Source organism: Martinezella sp. CNPSo 3957, from assembly GCF_057784395.1.
On record NZ_JBXSOU010000016.1, the window covers coordinates 1 to 18,897 of the forward strand.

Genomic DNA, 18,897 nt, shown 5'->3' on the forward strand with positions numbered 1-18,897 from the left:
GCCTATTTTGAAAAAAATCAAAAAACACATAACTGTTTGATTCTTATGTAACTTTTATGAACATCCCGATGGACGTCCTAAAACCCCCCCCGGAACACCTTTAGATACCCACCGGAGAGCATCCGACATGGCCGCAAAACGATGGAACCGGCTCAAAAGCTGCATCTCGGCACTAGAACCCAGTGCCACCGTTCCTGGCATTTATGGGAAACAGGGCACGGAATGACTCAAAAAGCGGCTGGTTGATTTGACACTTCTGTCATAAATATGCACATCTTCGCCCCCAGCCTGCGGGCTCGCATGAAGGAAGCGGATCACGATCGGCATGATGACGGACAAGATGATGCTCCGATCCCTCGGCAACGAGCCGCCAATCCTGGCGGATGGCCGGCGGGCACCGGATCGGCGCGAGGTCTCTCTCCGTTGGCTTTCCGGCACCTTTCTGACCGGTGTCACGTCAAGCATCCTTATGGGCGTAGCATTGTTTGCCGCACTCGACGGCCGGCAGCAGCTCGCAATCCCTGCGGAAGCCTATGCGACGGTCGATAATCATAATGCTGCCGATGATCAGGTCACGCGCGGCGGCCGACTGATTTCCACGGCGATCGCCTCGAAGCCTTCCGACCGCAATGTTCTTGAAGTGTCGACCGTTGTACGCGATGGCGACAAGGAGGTGGTGCGCCGCCAACCCTTCGCCCATGTGAAGATCGCCCTCGCCACCAACCGGATCGCCAGCGAGAGCTACCCGCCCTTCGATCCTTTGGCGATCTTTTCGACGGACGACAACATACCGCAGCCAGCCAACAAGACCGGTGCCATTTATGGATCGGACGTCGAATCCGAAGTCAGCCTGAAGACGATAGCCTTTCCTGCCAAGGACATTCCATTCCAGCTTGCCGGCTCCATGTCGCTTGATGAGGTCGAAGAGAATGTCCGTTCCAATGGCTCGGTACTGGCCGACGGCAATGCCCAGCTTTCGGCGCTCTACTATGTCGACCCGCGTCGTTTCGCCAATGACGATTCCGACGTCGACCTGACAGCGGGCCTTGCAGCTCGCATCGTAGAAGAGAACATGTCCGTCTCGGCTCCGGAAGCGGTGACTGCGCAGACGGAAGAATTTGCCGACGATATTATTCCCGTCCGCGAGAACATGCCGATTGCCGCGGCACTCATAGGCGCCGGCTACCTCAAAGCCGACGCGAATGATGTCGCAACCAAGATCCAGCCGCTCTTCGGGTCGTCCGATGTCTCCGCCGGCGACGTGCTGCGCATCGGCATCCTGCAGAAGGGCGAGCAGGCAAAAATCATCCGCGCCAGCATCTATCGCGGCACGAAACATCTGCTGACCGTTGCGCAGAACGATCATGGCGACTTCGTTGCCGGCAGCGCGCCGCCAATGCTCGATGCCATCTCGACGGCTTTCGACAATGACGCGCCCGCCCTGGCGGCCGGCCGTGACCTGCCGAGCGTCTATGACGGCATCTATCGCGCCGCCCTTTCCTACGGCATGACCAAGGAGATGGTGGCGCAGATCGTCAAGCTGCTGGCGAGCAATGTCGATTTCCAGGCACAGCTAAAGCCGACGGATTCACTGGAAGCCTTCTTCTCCGTCACTGACGACAAGGGACAGGCGACGGCCGATTCCGAGCTGCTCTACGTCAACGCCCGTTTCGGCGATAACATCACCCGTTTCTACCGCTTCGAGGATCCGACGGATCACTCGATCGATTACTTCGACGAGGCCGGCAAGAGCATCCGGCAATTCCTGCTGCGCAATCCTGTTCCCACCGGCGTCTTCAAATCCGGCTTCGGCATGCGCCGCCACCCGATCCTAGGCTTTGCCCGCATGCATACCGGCGTCGACTGGTCAGCACCGCGCGGCACGCCGATCATCGCTGCCGGCAACGGCATCGTCGAAAAGGCCAGCTGGGATTCCGGCGGTTTCGGCAATCAGACCTTGATCCGGCATGCGAACGGCTACGTCTCCTCCTACAATCACCAGAGTGCCATCGCCAAGGGCATCGTCCCTGGCGCGAAGGTCGTGCAGGGACAGGTGATCGGCTTCATCGGCTCGACAGGTCTCGCGACCGGCCCTCACCTGCACTATGAGCTGATCGTCAACGGTACGAAGGTCGACCCGCTGCGCATCCGCCTTCCCGGCGGCAAATCGCTTGAAGGCGACGCGCTCGCCAAATTCCAGGAAGAGCGCAAGCGCATCGATACACTGCTGACCGACGAGAAGACGAAGCAGATCGCCAGCAAATAGCCCGAGCCGCTCGGCCATTTCACATTGGGGCCGCGCCGCGGCCGATGGCAAAATGGCGGCCCGAAGACCGCCATCCGCATTTATTCACAGGCTATAGCTTAGGCCGCTTCGTTTACCGCCTGGCGCGGACGAAACAACAGCCGGTCTGAACCGCTGGTGACCTTGACGAGCGAACCATCCGGAATTTGACCCGAAAGGATCTGTTCGGCGAGCGGATCCTGGACGTATTTCTGGATCACCCGCTTCAGCGGCCTTGCACCATAGACCGGATCGTAACCCTTGTTGGCGAGCCAGTTGCGGGCATCGTCATCGAGTTCGAGCGTGATCTTACGTTCCGACAGCAGCTTCAGCAGCCGCTCGAGCTGAATGTCGACGATCGCGCCCATCTCATCGCGCTTCAGGCGATGGAACAGGATGATCTCGTCGATACGGTTCAGGAATTCCGGCCGGAAATGCGACCGGACGACTTCCATCACCTGCTCGCGCACCAGATCGCTATCATCGCCATCCTTCAGCTGGGTCAGATATTCGGCGCCCAGATTGGAAGTCATGATGATCATCGTGTTGCGGAAATCGACCGTGCGGCCCTGTCCGTCCGTCAACCGTCCGTCATCCAGAACCTGGAGCAGGATGTTAAAGACATCGGGATGCGCCTTTTCGATCTCGTCGAACAGCACGACCTGATAGGGCCGACGGCGGACGGCTTCGGTCAGCGCGCCGCCTTCCTCATAGCCGACATAGCCGGGAGGAGCACCGATCAGCCGGGCCACGGAGTGCTTTTCCATGTACTCGGACATGTCGATGCGCACCATCGCAGTGTCGTCGTCGAAGAGGAAGCGGGCAAGCGCCTTGGTCAGCTCCGTCTTGCCGACACCGGTCGGGCCGAGGAAGATGAACGAGCCGATCGGCCGGTTCGGATCCTGCAGGCCGGCGCGAGAGCGGCGAACGGCGCGCGAGACGGCCTGAACGGCATCGCCCTGGCCGACGACCCACTTTGCCAACTCGTCTTCCATCCTGAGCAGCTTGTCGCGCTCGCCTTCCAGCATCTTGTCCACGGGAATCCCGGTCCAGCGGGAAACGACTTGGGCGATATTGTCGGCGGTGACGACCTCCTGCACCATGGAATCACGGGCACTATCCTGCTCTTCCGCGGCGTGGAGTTCCTTCTCGAGATTGGGGATCACGCCATAGGCAAGCTCGCCGGCGCGCTGGAACTCACCCTTGCGCTGGGCAATGGCAAGTTCGTTGCGGGCATCGTCGAGCTGCTTCTTCAGGTCGGCGGCAAGACCAAGCTTCTGCTTTTCGGCCTGCCAGCGCGCAGTCAGCGCATCGGCTTCCTCTTCCAGAGACGTAAGATCTGTCTCCAGCCGCTTCAGCCGGTCAGCCGAGGCCTGGTCGGTTTCCTTCTTCAATGCCTCGCGTTCGATCTTCAGCTGAATGATGCGGCGATCGAGTTCGTCGAGCTCTTCCGGCTTGGAATCCACCTGCATGCGCAGACGCGCCGCGGCTTCGTCCATCAGGTCGATGGCCTTATCCGGCAGGAAGCGGTCGGTGATGTAGCGGTTCGATAGGGTTGCGGCAGCCACCAGCGCGGCATCGGCGATGCGCACCTTGTGATGCTGCTCATACTTTTCCTTCAAGCCGCGCAGGATCGAGATCGTGTCTTCAACCGTCGGCTCCTCGACCATGACGGGCTGGAAACGACGCGCAAGGGCCGGATCCTTCTCGACATGCTTGCGATATTCATCGAGCGTGGTTGCGCCGACGCAGTGCAGCTCGCCGCGCGCAAGCGCAGGCTTCAGCAGGTTGGACGCATCCATGGCGCCGTCAGCCTTGCCGGCACCGACGAGGGTGTGCATCTCATCGATGAACAGGATGATCTCGCCGTTTTCCGACTGCACCTCGTTGAGCACGGCTTTCAGCCGCTCTTCGAACTCGCCGCGGAATTTTGCACCGGCAATCAGCGCCCCCATGTCGAGCGCCATCAGCTTCTTATCTTTCAGCGATTCCGGCACGTCGCCATTGACGATGCGCAACGCCAGGCCTTCGACGATGGCCGTCTTGCCGACGCCAGGCTCGCCGATCAGCACAGGATTGTTCTTCGTGCGGCGCGACAGGACCTGGATCGTGCGACGGATTTCGTCGTCACGGCCGATCACAGGGTCGAGCTTACCTTCGCGGGCCTCGGCGGTGAGGTCGCGGGCATATTTCTTCAAGGAATCGAAGCCTTGCTCCGCATTGGCCGAGTCGGCCGTGCGGCCCTTGCGGATATCGTTGATGACCTGATTGAGGGCGACAGGTGTAACGCCGGCCTTCTTCAGGCTCGCCGAAGTGGAAGCCGAGGGTTCGATGGCCAAAGCCTGCAAGAGACGCTCGACGGTGACGAAACTATCGCCAGCCTTCTTTGCGGCATCTTCAGCAGTGGTAAAGACCTTGGCGAGCGGCTGTGAGAGATAGACCTGACCGTCGCCGCCGGAAACCTTCGGTAGCTTGGCAAGCGCGGCATCATTGGCAAGACGCGCAGCCTTGGCGTCACCGCCGGCGCGTTCGATCAACGAGGCAGCCATGCCCTGGTCGTCGTCCAGAAGCACCTTGAGAACATGTTCGGGGGTGAACTGCTGATTTCCTTGCGCAAGCGCATTGGTTTGGGCGGATTGCAGGAAACCGCGTACCCGCTCGGAGTATTTTTCAATATTCATATGAGACCTCCATGAATCGCTCTGCCCGGACCCGGCACAGACCGATGATTGAGATTGAGCCCCCTCTAGAGGCAGGCCCCGCCTTTCCGCCATTGAGATTTGCGGCAAGACAACTGGAGAGAATATGGGAGGATATTCGAAGAGTTTAAAGGGTCGCGGAATGGAAAAACCGGACGGAGTGGCTCCATTTGCTTCGGCAATCGAAGAAGCGCCGGTTAGTCCAGAAAGGGACTACCCGCCATACAAAAAGGAATGGCGGCTTTCGCCGCCATTCCTGCATTCTCGCTTTATTAACTCGTTCACTCCAGCGGAGCGACTTATTCCGAGGTAGCGTCCGCCAAAGCCGGAGCTTCGCTCGACCCGGCTTCACCCTGGTCTTCGCCCTCGGCTGCAGCACTGCGGCGCGGCTGGCGGCGCGGACGATTGCCGCCTGCACTGCGACGGCGCGGCTGGCGCTCGGTGGCAGCGACTGCCGGAGTTTCCTCTTCGATCGCCACTTCGGCCGGAATGCCTTCGATCACCGGCTGCGGGCCGGTACCGTTGATGGCTTCGGGCTCACTGGCCGGAGCAGCAGCAACGGCTGGAGCAGCCTGCTGCTGGCGAACGTGAGGTTGAGCCATCTGCGGCTGATCGTCGATTTCCTGCGCGTCCATATCGTCGATGTCACGCTCGGCATTATCGCGGTCATTGTAGTTGTGATGATCGTCGCGCTGGTAGCGCTCCTGCATCTGCGCCTGAGCGCTGGCAATGATCCGATTGTAGTGTTCGGCATGCTGCAGGTAATTTTCCGCCATGACGCGGTCGCCGGAGCTTTGAGCATCGCGAGCCAAGGCCGCGTACTTCTCGGCGATATGCTGTGCGGTTCCGCGGATTTTCACGTCGGGACCAGAGCTGTCGTAAGTCCTGGTCAGCGGGTTCGAGCCCTTGCGGTTGAAATTGTTGTTGTTATTTCCGCCGCCGCCGTTGTTGTTACCACGCCCCCGACCGCGCTTGTTCTGCTGTCCTGGCCTCATAGATCCTTCACCTGAATTCTCTTCGTTGGGATAAAATTATACACGACACCTGCCGCCGCGGTTCGGACACTGCCAAACCAGGGCTTTCGTGCCGCAAGCAAACTGCGCTTTAGCGCCGGTCTGCCGCTCGACTACGTCAGATTAAACTGATCACGCATTGGGTTATCTTCAACCTTTGACACTCTTACCAGAGAGCGGTTCCCCGAGGCTGTCCAAGATAAGCGAATCGTCTCGCTCATTCCCAGCCGCCCAACGCGTGAGCGCAACCTATATTGCTTCCTCAGGAAATCCAAGCTTTTTCTTTGCGATAGCAACGGGGTCTCACAAATCCGCTGAAAACGTCGCATTAATGTTGAAATTCAAACACAAGAACCCGGTCATTCTGCCCGTAGTCACGGACCGCCTCGACGAGGGAAAATCCTGCTCCTTCAAAAATTGAAGTCACCGTTTCACGCTGATCGTAGCCGATCTCCACCCCTATCATACCGTCCGGATGCAGGAACCGAGCCGCGTCCTTCGCGATCGCCCTGTAAGCATCCAGCCCATCAAGGCCCCCGTCAAGGGCCGCGGGAGGATCGAAATCCTTTACTTCTGGAGCGAGAATGGAAATGACATTGGACGCAATATAGGGCGGATTTGAGACAATCACATGAAAACATTCGTGGATGGCGTCAAACCAGCTTCCATGCGCGGTCATGAACCGCTCTGCCAGGCCATTTCGCTCAGCATTCCCGCGAGCCGTTTCCAGCGCTTCGCTGGAAATATCGGAACCGACACCCGTCGCCTGCGGGCTTTCATGGAGCAGAGCCAAACAGATGGCCCCGGTACCCGTTCCAATGTCCAGTATATGGATATTGCCGATCTTGGATTCAAGACGCCTGATATGCGGCAGCATCGTATCGACGAGAATTTCCGTATCAGGCCGTGGCTCGAGCGTCGCCGGCGACAGCCGCAGGGAGAGACCATAAAACTCGCGTTCGCCGAGAATGCGATGGACCGGCTCATGATTGAGCCGCCGGGCAATCGCAGCCCGTACCGTCGCGGCATCATCTGCGGACACAGGCTCGGAACCGCGCGTCACCAGCCCGGCCGCGGAAAGGCGAAGAAGGCCACCGACAAGAATGCGGGCTTCCGTGGCGGGATCGTCGAGATCGACCTCGGCAAAACGCGAGCGCACCTCTTGCAGGAGCCCGGATATGGTCGGCCCCTGCTCGCCGCTCATGCCTGTTCGCCGAGCTGGGCGAGCTGGCTCGCCTGATAATCCGCCAAAAGCGCATCGACCACCTCGTCGATCTCGCCTTCCATCATCCGGTCGAGCTTGTAGAGCGTCAGGTTGATGCGGTGATCGGTGACGCGCCCTTGCGGGAAGTTATAGGTGCGGATGCGCTCGGAGCGATCGCCGGAGCCAACCTGGCTTTTGCGGTCGGCGGAACGCTCACTGTCGGCGCGTTGGCGCTCCATGTCAAAGAGGCGCGACCGCAGGACCTGCATGGCCTTGGCGCGGTTCTGGTGCTGCGACTTTTCCGAGCTCGTGACGACGATGCCGGAGGGAAGATGCGTGATGCGCACGGCCGAGTCCGTCGTGTTGACGTGCTGGCCGCCGGCGCCGGATGAGCGCATGGTGTCGATGCGGATATCCTCGGGCCGGATTTCGATATCGATCTCCTCGGCCTCCGGCAGAACGGCAACGGTCGCCGCCGAGGTGTGGATGCGCCCGCCCGCCTCGGTTTCCGGCACGCGCTGCACGCGATGGACGCCGGATTCGAACTTCAGCCGGGAAAACACGCCCTTGCCGCTGATGGTGGCGATGATTTCCTTGAAACCACCGGCTTCGCCGTCACTCGCCGAAAGCACCTCCACCTTCCAGCCGTTGCTGGCGGCGAAACGCTCATACATCCGGAAGAGGTCACCGGCAAAAAGCGCCGCCTCGGAACCGCCGGTGCCAGCGCGGATTTCCAGGATCGCGCTTTTCTCGTCGGCCGCGTCCTTCGGCAAAAGCTCGACCTGGATATCCTTTTCCAGCGCCTCGATGCGCTCCTTAACCTCGGGCAGCTCCATCTCGGCAAGATCGCGCATCTCGCGATCGACCGATTTGTCGGAGAGCATGGCTTCAAGATCGGCAGCCTCGGCTAGAGCGCGCTCATAATCGCGGATCTTGGTCACGACCGGCTGCAATTCGGAATATTCAGAAGCAAGCTTCACATAGACATCCGCGGCCGGGCCAGCGGACATGCGCGCCTCGATCTCGCCGAAGCGACGTTCCAACTCGCGCATTTTTTCAACGGGGAGCTTCGCCACCCTCTACTCCAATTCTTCTTATTATCTCTGCTTTGATGTTGTGATGCGCATGATCCTGCCTGCAAACCGCTTCGTGCTTTTCAGGATCGGGCGCTAAAGCGGAATATTGTGGCTCTCGGCAAAGCGCACAAGGATATCCCGCATGGAACTCGTCGGCTGCCTGTCATCGAGCGCGGCCTCCATGACCTCGGATAAGGCCTTGAGGTCGAGCCCGAGCAGCATTGCCTTGACCGGGCCGATCGAGGCCGGCGACATCGAAACCGAGCGGAAACCGATTCCGAGCAGGGCCATAGCCGAAACCGTCTTGCCCGCCAGTTCGCCGCAAAGCGTCACCGGCGTCTTGTTGCGTTCGCCAGCGCGCACAATATCGCGCAGGATACGCAGGAACGGCCGCTCGAGCGGATCGAAACGATCCGAAACGCGGGCATTGCCGCGATCGACCGCCATCGAGAACTGGAACAGGTCGTTGGAGCCGACCGAGACGAAATCGACTTCCGCCATCAGCTCGTCCAGCTGCCACAGCAGCGCGGGCACCTCGAGCATTGCGCCGAACTGCAGCTTGCGCGGCAGGCTGTGCCCGAAGCGCGAGAGGTGCTGCACTTCCTTCTGCAGAAGCTCGCGCACGGCCCTGATCTCGGAGACTTCCGTGACCATCGGCACCATCATCTTCAATTCGTTGTCGGCCGCCGCCTTGAGCATTGCCCTGAGCTGCGTGCGCAATAGGCCGGGACGATCGAGCGAGAGGCGGATGGCACGCCAGCCGAGCGCGGGGTTTTCTTCCTCATGCGCGCGGAAATAAGGAACCACCTTATCGCCGCCGATGTCGAGCGTGCGGAACGTGACGACACGGCCGCCCGCCTGCTTCAGAACATTGCGATAGAAGGCTTCCTGCTCATCCGCCTTCGGCATGGTCGAGGCGATCATGAACTGCAGCTCGGTGCGGAACAGGCCGATACCCTCGGCCCCTGATTCCGCAAGTTGCGGCAGGTCCACCAGTAGGCCGGCATTCATCAACAGCGAAATGCGCTGCCCGTCCTTGGTGACCGGCTCGACGGAGCGCAGAGCCCGGAACTGCTCCTGCCTGCGGGCACGAAACCGGACCTTCTCCTCATAGGAGCGCTGATGATCGGCCATAGGCCGAAGGTGAACATGGCCGCCATCGCCATCGATGATGACCGAATCGCCGTTTTCCGCCAGCGCGACGATGCCTGCCGCCTGCCCGACGACCGGAATGCCCATGGCGCGCGCCACGATGACGACATGACTCGTGACAGCGCCCTCTTCCAGCACCAGGCCGCGAATATTGGCGCGCGGATAATCGAGCAGTTCCGCCGCACCCATCGCACGCGCAAAGATGACCGCGTCGTTCGGAAAGCCTTCAGCACTGGTACGCCCGGAATGTCCGATGAGCTGCCGCAAAAGCCGGTTGGCCAGATCCTCGAAATCATGCATGCGTTCGCGCAGATAGGGATCTGTCAGGCGCATCATGCGCGCCTTGGTGTCGCTCTGCACCTTTTCGACGGCGGCTTCAGCGGTCAAGCCATTGCGGACGGCTTCCTCCAGCTTGCGCACCCAGCCCTGATCGTGCGCGAACATGCGGTAGGTTTCAAGAACCTCGCGATGTTCGCCTTCCATGGAAACGTCGCGGCGCGAGAGCATGTCGTCGATCGAAATGCGCAGCGATCCCATCGCTTCAGCGAGACGGCCGATTTCCTTGTCGGTATCCTCGTTCAAGAGGTTGGTGACGACGATGCGCGGCTCGTGCAGCACGACATAGCCGAGACCGATCCCTTCATTGTAGCTGTCGCCATCAATCGTGACGGAGCGTGTGAGGTCAAGCTCCAGACCCGGCTTGGTGATCTTCTTCAGCTCGCCGGTGGCGATCATCTCGGCCAGCACCATGGCCGTCGTTTCGAGCGCCTCCAGCTCTTCCTCGCGATAATTGCGGCTCGCCTTGTTCTGGACGACGAGAACGCCGAGCGAACGGCCGGTGCGCAGAATCGGCACGCCGAGGAAGGAATGATAAATCTCTTCGCCGGTTTCCGGCAGGTAGCGATAGGCGGGATGCGATTGCGCGTCTGAAAGATTGAGCGGCTGGGCGGAGGCGGCAATCGTGCCGACGAGGCCTTGCCCCATCTTCAATTGCGAAAGGTGGACGGCCTCTTTATTCAGGCCCTCGGTGGCATAAAGCTCGAGGACACCGTCGGCGCGCAGCACATAGACCGAGCAAACCTCGGCAACCATGTTGCTGGCAATCTGGCGGACGATCCGGTCAAGGCGCTCCTGCGGCTCCAGCGGCTCCGCCATCAATTCGCGTAGCCGCTTGAGCAGAACGCGTGGACCGCCGGATAGGTCTCTCATTGCGCCACTAGCTCCCGAATCAAGATGTCATGCTCGTCTTGCCCACGTCAGGGCCGGCCGAAACTCGCCTCCGTCACGGTCCGTCGTCAGCAGTCGTGACTCAACTCTTATCCAGACCGTAGCAGGAATGCAAAGTCCTGACTGCGAGTTCTGCATAAGGACCGTCGATCAGGATGGAAATCTTGATTTCTGACGTCGTAATAGCCTTGATGTTGATGCCTTTTTCGGCAAGTGCCCTGAAAGCGGTCGCGGCCACGCCTGCATGCGAGCGCATGCCGATGCCGATGACCGAAACCTTGACCAGACCTGATTCGCTCTGGACGACATCGTAGCCGATCTTTTCCTTGTTCTCGCCAAGGACGCGCAGCGCCTTCTCGACATCGCCGGACGGAACCGTGAAGGTCATGTCGGTCTTCGAGCCGTCCTCGGAAATGTTCTGGACGATCATGTCGACATTGATGTGGTTTTCGGCCAGCGGCCCGAAGATCGCGGCGGAAACACCCGGCCGGTCGGCAAGACGGCGCAGCGAGATCTGGGCCTCATCCTTGGCATAGGCAATGCCGGTGACTACTTCCTGTTCCACGATTTCTTCCTCGTCACAAATCAGCGTTCCGGGCGGGTTAAGCAGATCGCCCATGCCCGGAGCATCGGGATCCTCGAAAGAAGAGCGTACGAAGGTGCGAACCTTGAACACCATGGCGAGCTCGACCGAACGCACCTGCAGCACCTTCGCGCCGAGAGAGGCCATTTCGAGCATTTCTTCGAAGGCGATCTTCTTCAGGCGACGTGCCTTGGGCTCGATGCGCGGGTCTGTCGTATAGACGCCATCGACGTCGGTATAGATGTCGCAGCGGTCGGCCTTCACGGCGGCGGCGATCGCAACGGCCGAGGTGTCGGAACCGCCGCGGCCGAGCGTCGAGAGGCGGTTGTCGGGGCCGAGCCCCTGAAAGCCGGCGATGACGGCGACCTGGCCCTCACCCATGCGGCGGATGATGTCCTCGCCCTCGATCTCGAGAATGCGGGCCGCGCCATGGGCGTTGTCGGTGCGGATCGGGATCTGCCAGCCCTGCCAGGAACGGGCGTTGATGCCCATGGCCTGCAGCGCAATTGCCAGAAGGCCTGATGTGACCTGCTCGCCCGAAGCCACGACGGCATCATATTCGCGCGCATCATAGATCGAGTGGTTGGCGCCGGAGACTTTCGGCATGTTCTGGACCCAGCCGACCAGTTCGTTGGTCTTGCCGGACATGGCGGAAACGACCACAGCCACTTCGTGTCCGGCATCGACCTCGCGTTTCACATGGCGTGCGACATTCTTGATACGGTCCAGATCCGCGACGGAGGTCCCGCCGAATTTCATCACGATGCGTGCCATGTGCCTCTACCAGTACCCTGCGCCGGGCGGCTGAACGCGATAAGCCCGACATGCAAAATCGCCCTCCCGGTTCGGTAGCCGGAAAAGCGTGATCTCAATGGGGCCGTCTCTTAGCGAGTTTGTCGGGCAGGTGCAATAGCGCTGGATACCTCGGCAGCTAAAAGCTTACTCTAAAAATCAACTTTTAAGGTCGACCAGAGCTTGTCGAGAATGCCCTCTTCCCTGGGCAGGTTTTCCCTGTTGAGGAAGGTGGCGACAAGCACCCCGCCTTCCGGCCGGCCGGTCGCGACGATCTCATACTCCATGACGTCGCCGTCCGTGGTCGTCTCAGCCTTGATGCCCTTCAATACGGTACCGCTCGGCAATGTGCGCTGGGTTGGCCGCTTGCTGATCTTGGCGCCGCCATTGAGGCTCTCCTGCACCATCTGCTGCAGGACGACATCGGTATAGCTCGACGGATTGAGACCTTTATAGACCTGCACGATGATGCCCGTGCCGATCGGCGTCATCAGCGCATATTGCTGCACGCCGTCTCCGAGATCCGTCTTTGCGACCGTGAATTTGCCATCATGATCGAAGGAGAATTTGCCGCCCGTGAACGTCACCGTTTCGCTGCGCTGCAGCTCCACCGGCACCTTGCTGCCGTCCTTCATGGTAACTTCGAGCGTATCGCCGGGATTGATGCCGACGCTAATGCCGTCGATCGTCAGGCGAAACCCCTTGCCGTCCCCGGCATTTGCATGGCTGGCCGCAAGCCAGCCCATGGCGATGGCCGTCGCGAGACGGAATGGTCTCATGAGGAACTCCTCTACAAGCCGGTCGACCGCAATCGATCCCGGTCCCGAAAGTCCATTTCACAGCCCCGCGGATTGATCGGCCATAAGATACCTCCATGTCAACCTTCGCATCGCAATTCGCGACTCCTGATCGGGATAGCCCACAGCTGATCGAAGGTCGCAGGCCCTTGACATCGCGCATCGATCGTCCGACTTCACCCTACGGGATAGAATTATTGCGTGCGGTCGTCCGAACCTTCGAACGACGCAAATCACGGAGCAAGCCATGAACGAAACGGCAAAGAGCACGATCGACCAGAGCGAAGTGGACCGTTTCTCCGCCATGGCGGCCGAGTGGTGGAGCCCCACTGGCAAGTTCAAGCCGCTGCACAAGTTCAATCCTGTGCGCCTTGCCTATATCCGCGACCGCGCCTGCGAGAATTTCGACCGCGACCCGAAGAGCAGCAGGCCGCTTGAGGGTCTGCGTGTGCTCGACATCGGCTGCGGCGGCGGCCTCCTGTCCGAGCCGGTCGCGCGCATGGGCGCCACCGTCATTGGCGCCGACCCTTCCGAAAAGAATATCGGCATCGCCTCGACGCACGCAAAAGCCTCCGGCGTTCCCGTCGACTACCGCGCCGTCACGGCCGAGCAACTGGCCGAAGCCGGCGAAACCTTCGATATCGTACTGAACATGGAAGTGGTGGAGCATGTCGCCGACGTCGAATTCTTCCTATCGACCTGCGCGAAAATGGTGCGCCCCGGCGGCCTGATGTTCGTCGCGACCATCAATCGCACCATGAAGGCAGCAGCGCTTGCCATTTTCGCGGCGGAAAACGTGCTGCGCTGGCTGCCGCGCGGCACCCATCAATACGAAAAGCTCGTACGTCCTGAAGAGATCGAAAAGCCGCTTGCCGCAAGCGGTCTCGAGATCACCGCCCGCACGGGCGTCTTCTATTCGCCGCTGCAGGACCGCTGGAACCTATCGAAAGATATGGACGTCAATTATATGCTGTTGGCCAAGCGGGTCGCGTGAGATCTTCACGCCCACAGCACCGCGAATGCTGAAGCTCCGATACCCCCCTCTGTCACTTCGTGACATCTCCCCCACAAGGGGGGAGATCGGTAGCGCGTGGTAACTTCTCGCACCAAACAAGTATCGCATCCACTTATGCTTGAATTTATCGGCTTAGCAGAGAGCGCCGCAAACTCCCAACAATCTCCCCCCTTGTGGGGGAGATGTCCCGAAAGGGACAGAGGGGGGTGAAAAGGTTCTCCGCCCGTACCGGCATCAGTTGATATCGTCGGGGAGTATGGGAATGGCGGCGATCTCGATGCCTTCCTCGACGAGTGCCTGTGCCTCGTCCGGCGTCGCTTTACCGATGATCCCGCGCGCATCTGCTTCGCCGTAATGAATCTTGCGGGCTTCCTCGGGAAACTTCGTGCCAACATCCTCGGCATTGGCCTTGATGGCGTCGACCGCTTCCTTGAGTTTCACCAAGGCCTGCTTGCGCGCTGCGTCCATCGCGAGCGTCTGCAACTCATCCTTCTTGCGCGCCGTCGAAACCGAAGGCGCCATCAGGAGCTTGGAGATCGCACCCGAATTGCAGACAGGACAGGTAAGGAAACCGCTTGCGACCTGGCGATCGAAATCGGCGCTTTCGGAAAACCAGCCCTCGAACTCATGGGCATTGTCACAGGTAAGCGAATAACGGATCAAGCAGCGACGCCTCCAGCCGCCGGCGTCGCGATCTTCTCCAGCGAAAATTCACGCGCATTCTTCAGGTTCGGTATCTTGTCATGGGCTGATTTGACGGCAGCAGTATCAATCTCGGCGATGACGACGGCCTCGCCCGTGCCGCCGGCGGATGCCAGCACCTTGCCCCAAGGATCGATGATCATCGAATGGCCGAAGGTCTCGCGGCCGTCCTCATGCTTGCCGGCCTGGGCGGCGGCGATGACGAACATGCCGTTTTCGATGGCGCGGGCGCGCAGCAGGATTTCCCAATGCGCTTCGCCGGTCTGTTTTGTGAAGGCGGCAGGCACCGTCATCACCTCGGCGCCGGCAACGGCCTGGGCGCGGAAGAGCTGCGGAAAGCGGACATCGTAGCAGATAGAAAAGCCGAGTTGAGCAAACGGCAGCGACGCGATGCGCGCTTCCGATCCCGGCCGGTAGACGGCGCTTTCACGCCAACTCTCGCCATTGTCGAGATCGACATCGAACATATGGATCTTGTCGTAGCGATTGATGAGCTTGCCGTCAGGACCGAAGAGGAAACCGCGATTGGCGATCTTGCCGTCATCGAGCGCAATGGCCGTCGAGCCGATGTGAAGATAGATGCCGAGTTCCTTCGCCAGCTCGGAGGCCGTCTTGACGATGATATCGTTCGGCTCGTCTCGCAGCACAGCGCGCAGACCCGGGCGATCCTTTTGTACGGCACCGGTCATCTCCGGCGTCTGCACGTAGATTGCCCCCTGCGAGGCGGCGTCACGCACCAGACGGGCCATATCAGCCGCGTTCTTCACCGGATCGACGCCGGAACACATCTGGATGGCAGCGGCCTTGAAGCTCATCGGTCTCTCCCTCGTCATATGGATCAGGCAGCCAGCATCGGATCGAGCTTGCCGGCCCGGTCGAGTGCGTGGATGTCGTCACAGCCGCCGACATGCTGACCATTGATGAAAATCTGCGGGAAGGTCGAGGCGCCATTCGCCTTGGCGATCATCTCCTGCCGCATCTCGGGCGAATAGGTGGCGTTATGCTCGACATAATCGACGCCCTTGGATTCGAGCAGGGATTTCGCGCGGGCGCAATAGCCGCAGAATTCACGTGTATAGATAACGACGGATGCCATGATCCACTCCGGAAAAGCCTATATTGACTGTCATATAAGATGGCCGACGACCCTTGCAAAGGTCAAAACAGTGACATCGGCAGCACCTGCTTTCTTCAGCGCGCGCGTGGCCGCGGCAACCGTGGCGCCGGTCGTATAAACGTCGTCGACAAGAACGATGCGCCGCCCGAATATATCGGCGGCCCGATGCTCGGAAACGGCGAATGCGCCGCGCACATTATCCTGCCGCGCCTTGGCTCCGAGGCCCACCTGCTGGCTCGTGCGTTTGACGCGCAAAAGCGTTGCTGCCAGCAACGGCTTGCCCGAAAGGCGGGCGATATGTCGGGCAAGCTCGGCGGCCTGATTGTACTTGCGCGCAAACAGCCGCGCCCGGTGCAGCGGCACCGGAATGATTGCATCGCAATCCGCAATCGTGCCGTCGCTGGCGCGCAGCATCCAGCCCGCCATCATCGGCGCGAGATCGGTGCGATCGCGATATTTCAGGCTGAGAACGAGATCGCGCACGATCCCGTCGTGAACGGCGGCGGAGCGCAGACGGTCGAAGACAGGCGGATCGGCGATTGCCTCGGCACTCAGAATGCCGGCCCCAAGATCATGAGAAAATGGGCTGCCCAGAACCTCGCAATAAGGTCGCTCGATGAAGCGAATACCGGACCAGCATGCGGGGCAAAGACCACGATGCGCGCCGACCGAAACCCCACAGCCCGGACATGCGGGCGGATAGACCAGATCCGCGAGCGCCACCCACGGCCTTTTCAGCCCGGCGCCCAGCATCGATAAGGTGATTTCGCGTCCCATCATTCCCATATGATTGAGACTAGCAATTCCAGGAAAAGTGTATAGCGGTTTTCCGCCCGGAATTGCGCGAGAAAAACGCGCGTGCCCGGCATGCCCAGCCGAATTGATGATAGTGCAGGAAACCACCATGGAAATCGTATTCGACCAATCGCTGCTTTCGGCCCGCAAACGCCGGGCGCTAAAACAAGGTGATACGAAAGCGGCTTTCCTGCTCGATATTGCCGCCAGCGAACTAGCGGAACGGCTCGCCGTCACCGAACGCCATTTCGACGACGCGGTCGAGCTGCACGGCGCGACAGGCATTGCCGCGCGCCTCGCTCTGGCGACAGGCAAGATCGGTCACCTGAAACGGATTGAAAGCGAGAAGGGTTTTGCCGCTCCCGGCGAGACCATTATCGAGGCGCCGCCGGAGGAGCTGCCGCTCGCGCCGGAATCGGTTAACCTCGTGCTTTCCCCGCTCAGCCTGCATGTCACCAACGACACGCCCGGCGTCTTCATCCAGATCCGCCGGGCGCTGAAAGCTGACGGTCTTTTTCTGGCGGCGATCCCCGGCTCGGGAACCCTGCAGGAACTGCGTGACGTGCTGCTCGCGACCGAAATAGAGCTGACGGGCGGCGCAAGCCCACGCGTCATCCCCTTTGCCGATGTCCGCGATGTCGGCGGTCTCCTTCAGCGTGCAGGCTTTACACTGCCCGTCATCGACGCCGAAAACTACACCGTGCGCTACGACAATCTGTTTGCCTTGATGCGCGATCTGCGCGCCATGGGCATGACCAATCCGCTGGTCGATCGCAGCCGCAAGCCGCTGACGCGTGCCTTCTTTCTGCGTGCGGCGGAGCTTTACGCCGAACGCTATTCCGATCCGGACGGGCGGATCAGGGCGACATTTTCGATCATCTACGTCTCAGGCTGGACGCCGCACGAAAGCCAGCAGAAGCCACTGCGACCGGGCTCCGCCAAGGCGCGCTTGGCGGATGCGCTCAAGGTTGAGGAGCACAAGCTCAAACAATAGCCAAAGATTTTCCGACCGCGTCAGTTCTGGGATGCCGCCGAATTCTGGATCGTATCGGACAGAAGATTGAATGTGTTTGAAAGGCTGCCGCCGAAGGCGCCGACACCGCTGATGATTGCGGCTGACAACAAGGCAGCAATCAGACCGTATTCAATGACCGTGGCACCGGTCTTATCAGTGAAAATACGCCGAACGGAACGCATAAGCTCGAAGCTCCCAGCATTGGAAAACTGAAGAATCCGATGCTCGTCATGGCATCCGGCAGGCTATGCTCATGCACTATAGCATTTCCGCTTTTCTTCGATGCGCGAAAACGCTCTATTTTTTTCCTTACGCATTCCGGACGGAAAACCGCTGCGCACTTTTCCTGGAAATGCGCTATTGGCAGCCGGTATCGGCACCATAACCCTGGACGATGCAGACCGAACCCGGTTCCTGCTGCAGAACGCTACGGCGGATCGTATACCGCTTGCCATTTTCCGTCTGCGGGATCGAACCCGTAGCAATATTGTCGATATCCGGCGCGCTTGCAAGCACGCGCGACTTGGATTTGTCAGAGAGCATGGGGGTCAGAATAAGCGAAAGCGCGACCGCCGCCGTACCGAACAGCAAAGCGATATTCAACGCGCCCGTCCTGCGCGACGTGGAATAGGACTGCTCTTTTTCCTGAACAGCTTTCCAGAAATCGTCGTCCATTATGTCAAGCCTTCTCTAACGCACCCAACAACCCGCTTGATTGAGAGAATTGAATGCCAGAAGGTCATAAACGATCCCTTAATATCCACATGCAAATTAATGAGACGTAAAATTCCGGGACAATGGCCGAATCAGGCTATAGATCTGATTTTAAATGGCTAATTATCGTTAACCATAAATTCGATGCGCCGCCTTAACGCATTCCAAACCGTCTCTGCGTAAACGCGAAAGAGATCCGCCCCGCTACGGGACATCAAATTCGCTGCGCAGATGCACGTATTGACAGAATATTTCTTCGATACACCAAATAATAGAGATTGACATTTGCGCTATGATATAGCGCCAAGCTATCTTTTATTATCTTGGGTTGCGGGAATTTACACATGGCAGGTTTGCTCAAGGCGGTTGGCGGTTTGGTGATTGGTATTGCGATCCTGTTCGGGATTGCGACGTTGTTTAGTGGAAGTGCAGCCGGCGTAGCGGCTGGGCTGATAGGCGCCCTTTCCTACGCTTTTAGCGGCGCCGTGATTTTTGCCCTTGGACTGATGCTCGAACATCTTGAGGCAATTCGCCACGAATGTAACAGGCAATCTGACATGCTGACGGATTTGCTCCGCAAAATGCCGAAGACGGATGCGTCCCCTAGAGGACCGGGCGTCTCCCAGCTCGATCAGCTCGCAAAATCAACTTTCAAATTCAAGGATATCTAGACATGGCACGACGCCGCCGGAAGGCAGCGCTGTCTCAGCCC

At 59.7% G+C, this 18,897-nt stretch carries 17 protein-coding genes; 4 read left to right on the forward strand and 13 right to left on the reverse strand.

Translation table 11 applies throughout. The features are described from left to right. Positions 1–325 precede the first annotated feature (325 nt). Positions 326–2,266, forward strand: a complete 1,941-nt coding sequence (locus AC13QE_RS26890) for a M23 family metallopeptidase (protein ID WP_488486019.1) — start codon at positions 326–328, stop codon at positions 2,264–2,266. Positions 2,267–2,364: 98 nt separating this feature from the next. Here the strand turns inward: AC13QE_RS26890 and clpB are convergent, their stop codons facing one another. The 7 genes from clpB to AC13QE_RS26925 form a co-directional block, all read right to left on the reverse strand. Beyond that, entirely contained in the window at positions 2,365–4,965 is a 2,601-nt protein-coding gene (gene clpB / locus AC13QE_RS26895; RefSeq protein WP_112336481.1) for an ATP-dependent chaperone ClpB, read from the reverse strand. A gap of 317 nt (positions 4,966–5,282) precedes the next feature. Next, positions 5,283–5,978: a DUF4167 domain-containing protein gene (locus AC13QE_RS26900; protein WP_488486020.1), complete on the reverse strand. Its 696-nt coding sequence runs from the start codon at positions 5,976–5,978 to the stop codon at positions 5,283–5,285. Between the two features lie 346 nt (positions 5,979–6,324). Beyond that, positions 6,325–7,200, reverse strand: coding sequence for a peptide chain release factor N(5)-glutamine methyltransferase (gene prmC / locus AC13QE_RS26905; protein WP_488486021.1), 876 nt, complete (start codon positions 7,198–7,200; stop codon positions 6,325–6,327). Then, positions 7,197–8,276: a peptide chain release factor 1 gene (prfA, locus tag AC13QE_RS26910; RefSeq protein ID WP_488486022.1), complete on the reverse strand. Its 1,080-nt coding sequence runs from the start codon at positions 8,274–8,276 to the stop codon at positions 7,197–7,199. The genes prmC and prfA overlap by 4 nt, the downstream gene beginning before the upstream one ends. A 93-nt stretch (positions 8,277–8,369) precedes the next feature. Continuing rightward, positions 8,370–10,637, reverse strand: coding sequence for a phosphoenolpyruvate--protein phosphotransferase (gene ptsP, locus AC13QE_RS26915; RefSeq protein ID WP_488486023.1), 2,268 nt, complete (start codon positions 10,635–10,637; stop codon positions 8,370–8,372). Positions 10,638–10,737: 100 nt separating this feature from the next. Then, positions 10,738–12,012, reverse strand: coding sequence for an aspartate kinase (locus AC13QE_RS26920; protein ID WP_015341275.1), 1,275 nt, complete (start codon positions 12,010–12,012; stop codon positions 10,738–10,740). A 170-nt stretch (positions 12,013–12,182) separates the two neighbouring features. Continuing rightward, positions 12,183–12,809, reverse strand: a complete 627-nt coding sequence (locus tag AC13QE_RS26925) for a hypothetical protein (protein WP_488486024.1) — start codon at positions 12,807–12,809, stop codon at positions 12,183–12,185. Positions 12,810–13,074: 265 nt separating this feature from the next. On the opposite strand from AC13QE_RS26925, the gene ubiG reads away from it, so the two are divergent. Beyond that, entirely contained in the window at positions 13,075–13,821 is a 747-nt protein-coding gene (gene ubiG / locus AC13QE_RS26930; protein ID WP_488486025.1) for a bifunctional 2-polyprenyl-6-hydroxyphenol methylase/3-demethylubiquinol 3-O-methyltransferase UbiG, read from the forward strand. A 255-nt stretch (positions 13,822–14,076) separates the two neighbouring features. Here the strand turns inward: ubiG and AC13QE_RS26935 are convergent, their stop codons facing one another. Genes AC13QE_RS26935 through AC13QE_RS26950 form a run of 4 tightly spaced genes read right to left on the reverse strand, consistent with a single transcriptional unit; the run spans position 14,077 to position 16,447 of the window. Beyond that, on the reverse strand, positions 14,077–14,505 hold the full coding sequence (locus AC13QE_RS26935) for a DUF1178 family protein (RefSeq protein WP_488486026.1): 429 nt from the start codon (positions 14,503–14,505) through the stop codon (positions 14,077–14,079). Then, positions 14,502–15,359, reverse strand: coding sequence for a carbon-nitrogen hydrolase family protein (locus tag AC13QE_RS26940; protein ID WP_488486027.1), 858 nt, complete (start codon positions 15,357–15,359; stop codon positions 14,502–14,504). Before AC13QE_RS26940 ends, AC13QE_RS26935 begins: the two co-directional genes overlap by 4 nt. 23 nt (positions 15,360–15,382) lie before the next feature. Further along, positions 15,383–15,640, reverse strand: a complete 258-nt coding sequence (gene grxC, locus AC13QE_RS26945) for a glutaredoxin 3 (RefSeq protein WP_112607655.1) — start codon at positions 15,638–15,640, stop codon at positions 15,383–15,385. Between the two features lie 30 nt (positions 15,641–15,670). Then, positions 15,671–16,447, reverse strand: a complete 777-nt coding sequence (locus AC13QE_RS26950; RefSeq protein WP_132720720.1) for a ComF family protein — start codon at positions 16,445–16,447, stop codon at positions 15,671–15,673. A 118-nt stretch (positions 16,448–16,565) separates the two neighbouring features. On the opposite strand from AC13QE_RS26950, the gene AC13QE_RS26955 reads away from it, so the two are divergent. After that, the gene (locus AC13QE_RS26955; protein ID WP_488486028.1) at positions 16,566–17,450 is read left to right on the forward strand and encodes a class I SAM-dependent methyltransferase; all 885 of its coding nucleotides are present in this window, start codon (positions 16,566–16,568) and stop codon (positions 17,448–17,450) included. A 20-nt stretch (positions 17,451–17,470) separates the two neighbouring features. Here AC13QE_RS26955 and AC13QE_RS26960 read toward each other — a convergent pair whose 3' ends face one another. Both AC13QE_RS26960 and AC13QE_RS26965 read right to left on the reverse strand, forming a co-directional pair. Further along, positions 17,471–17,653: a Flp family type IVb pilin gene (locus AC13QE_RS26960; protein ID WP_132720718.1), complete on the reverse strand. Its 183-nt coding sequence runs from the start codon at positions 17,651–17,653 to the stop codon at positions 17,471–17,473. Between the two features lie 175 nt (positions 17,654–17,828). Further along, entirely contained in the window at positions 17,829–18,146 is a 318-nt protein-coding gene (locus tag AC13QE_RS26965; RefSeq protein WP_015341285.1) for a hypothetical protein, read from the reverse strand. Positions 18,147–18,529: 383 nt separating this feature from the next. On the opposite strand from AC13QE_RS26965, the gene AC13QE_RS26970 reads away from it, so the two are divergent. Next, the gene (locus AC13QE_RS26970) at positions 18,530–18,856 is read left to right on the forward strand and encodes a hypothetical protein (RefSeq protein WP_488486029.1); all 327 of its coding nucleotides are present in this window, start codon (positions 18,530–18,532) and stop codon (positions 18,854–18,856) included. Positions 18,857–18,897 lie beyond the last annotated feature (41 nt).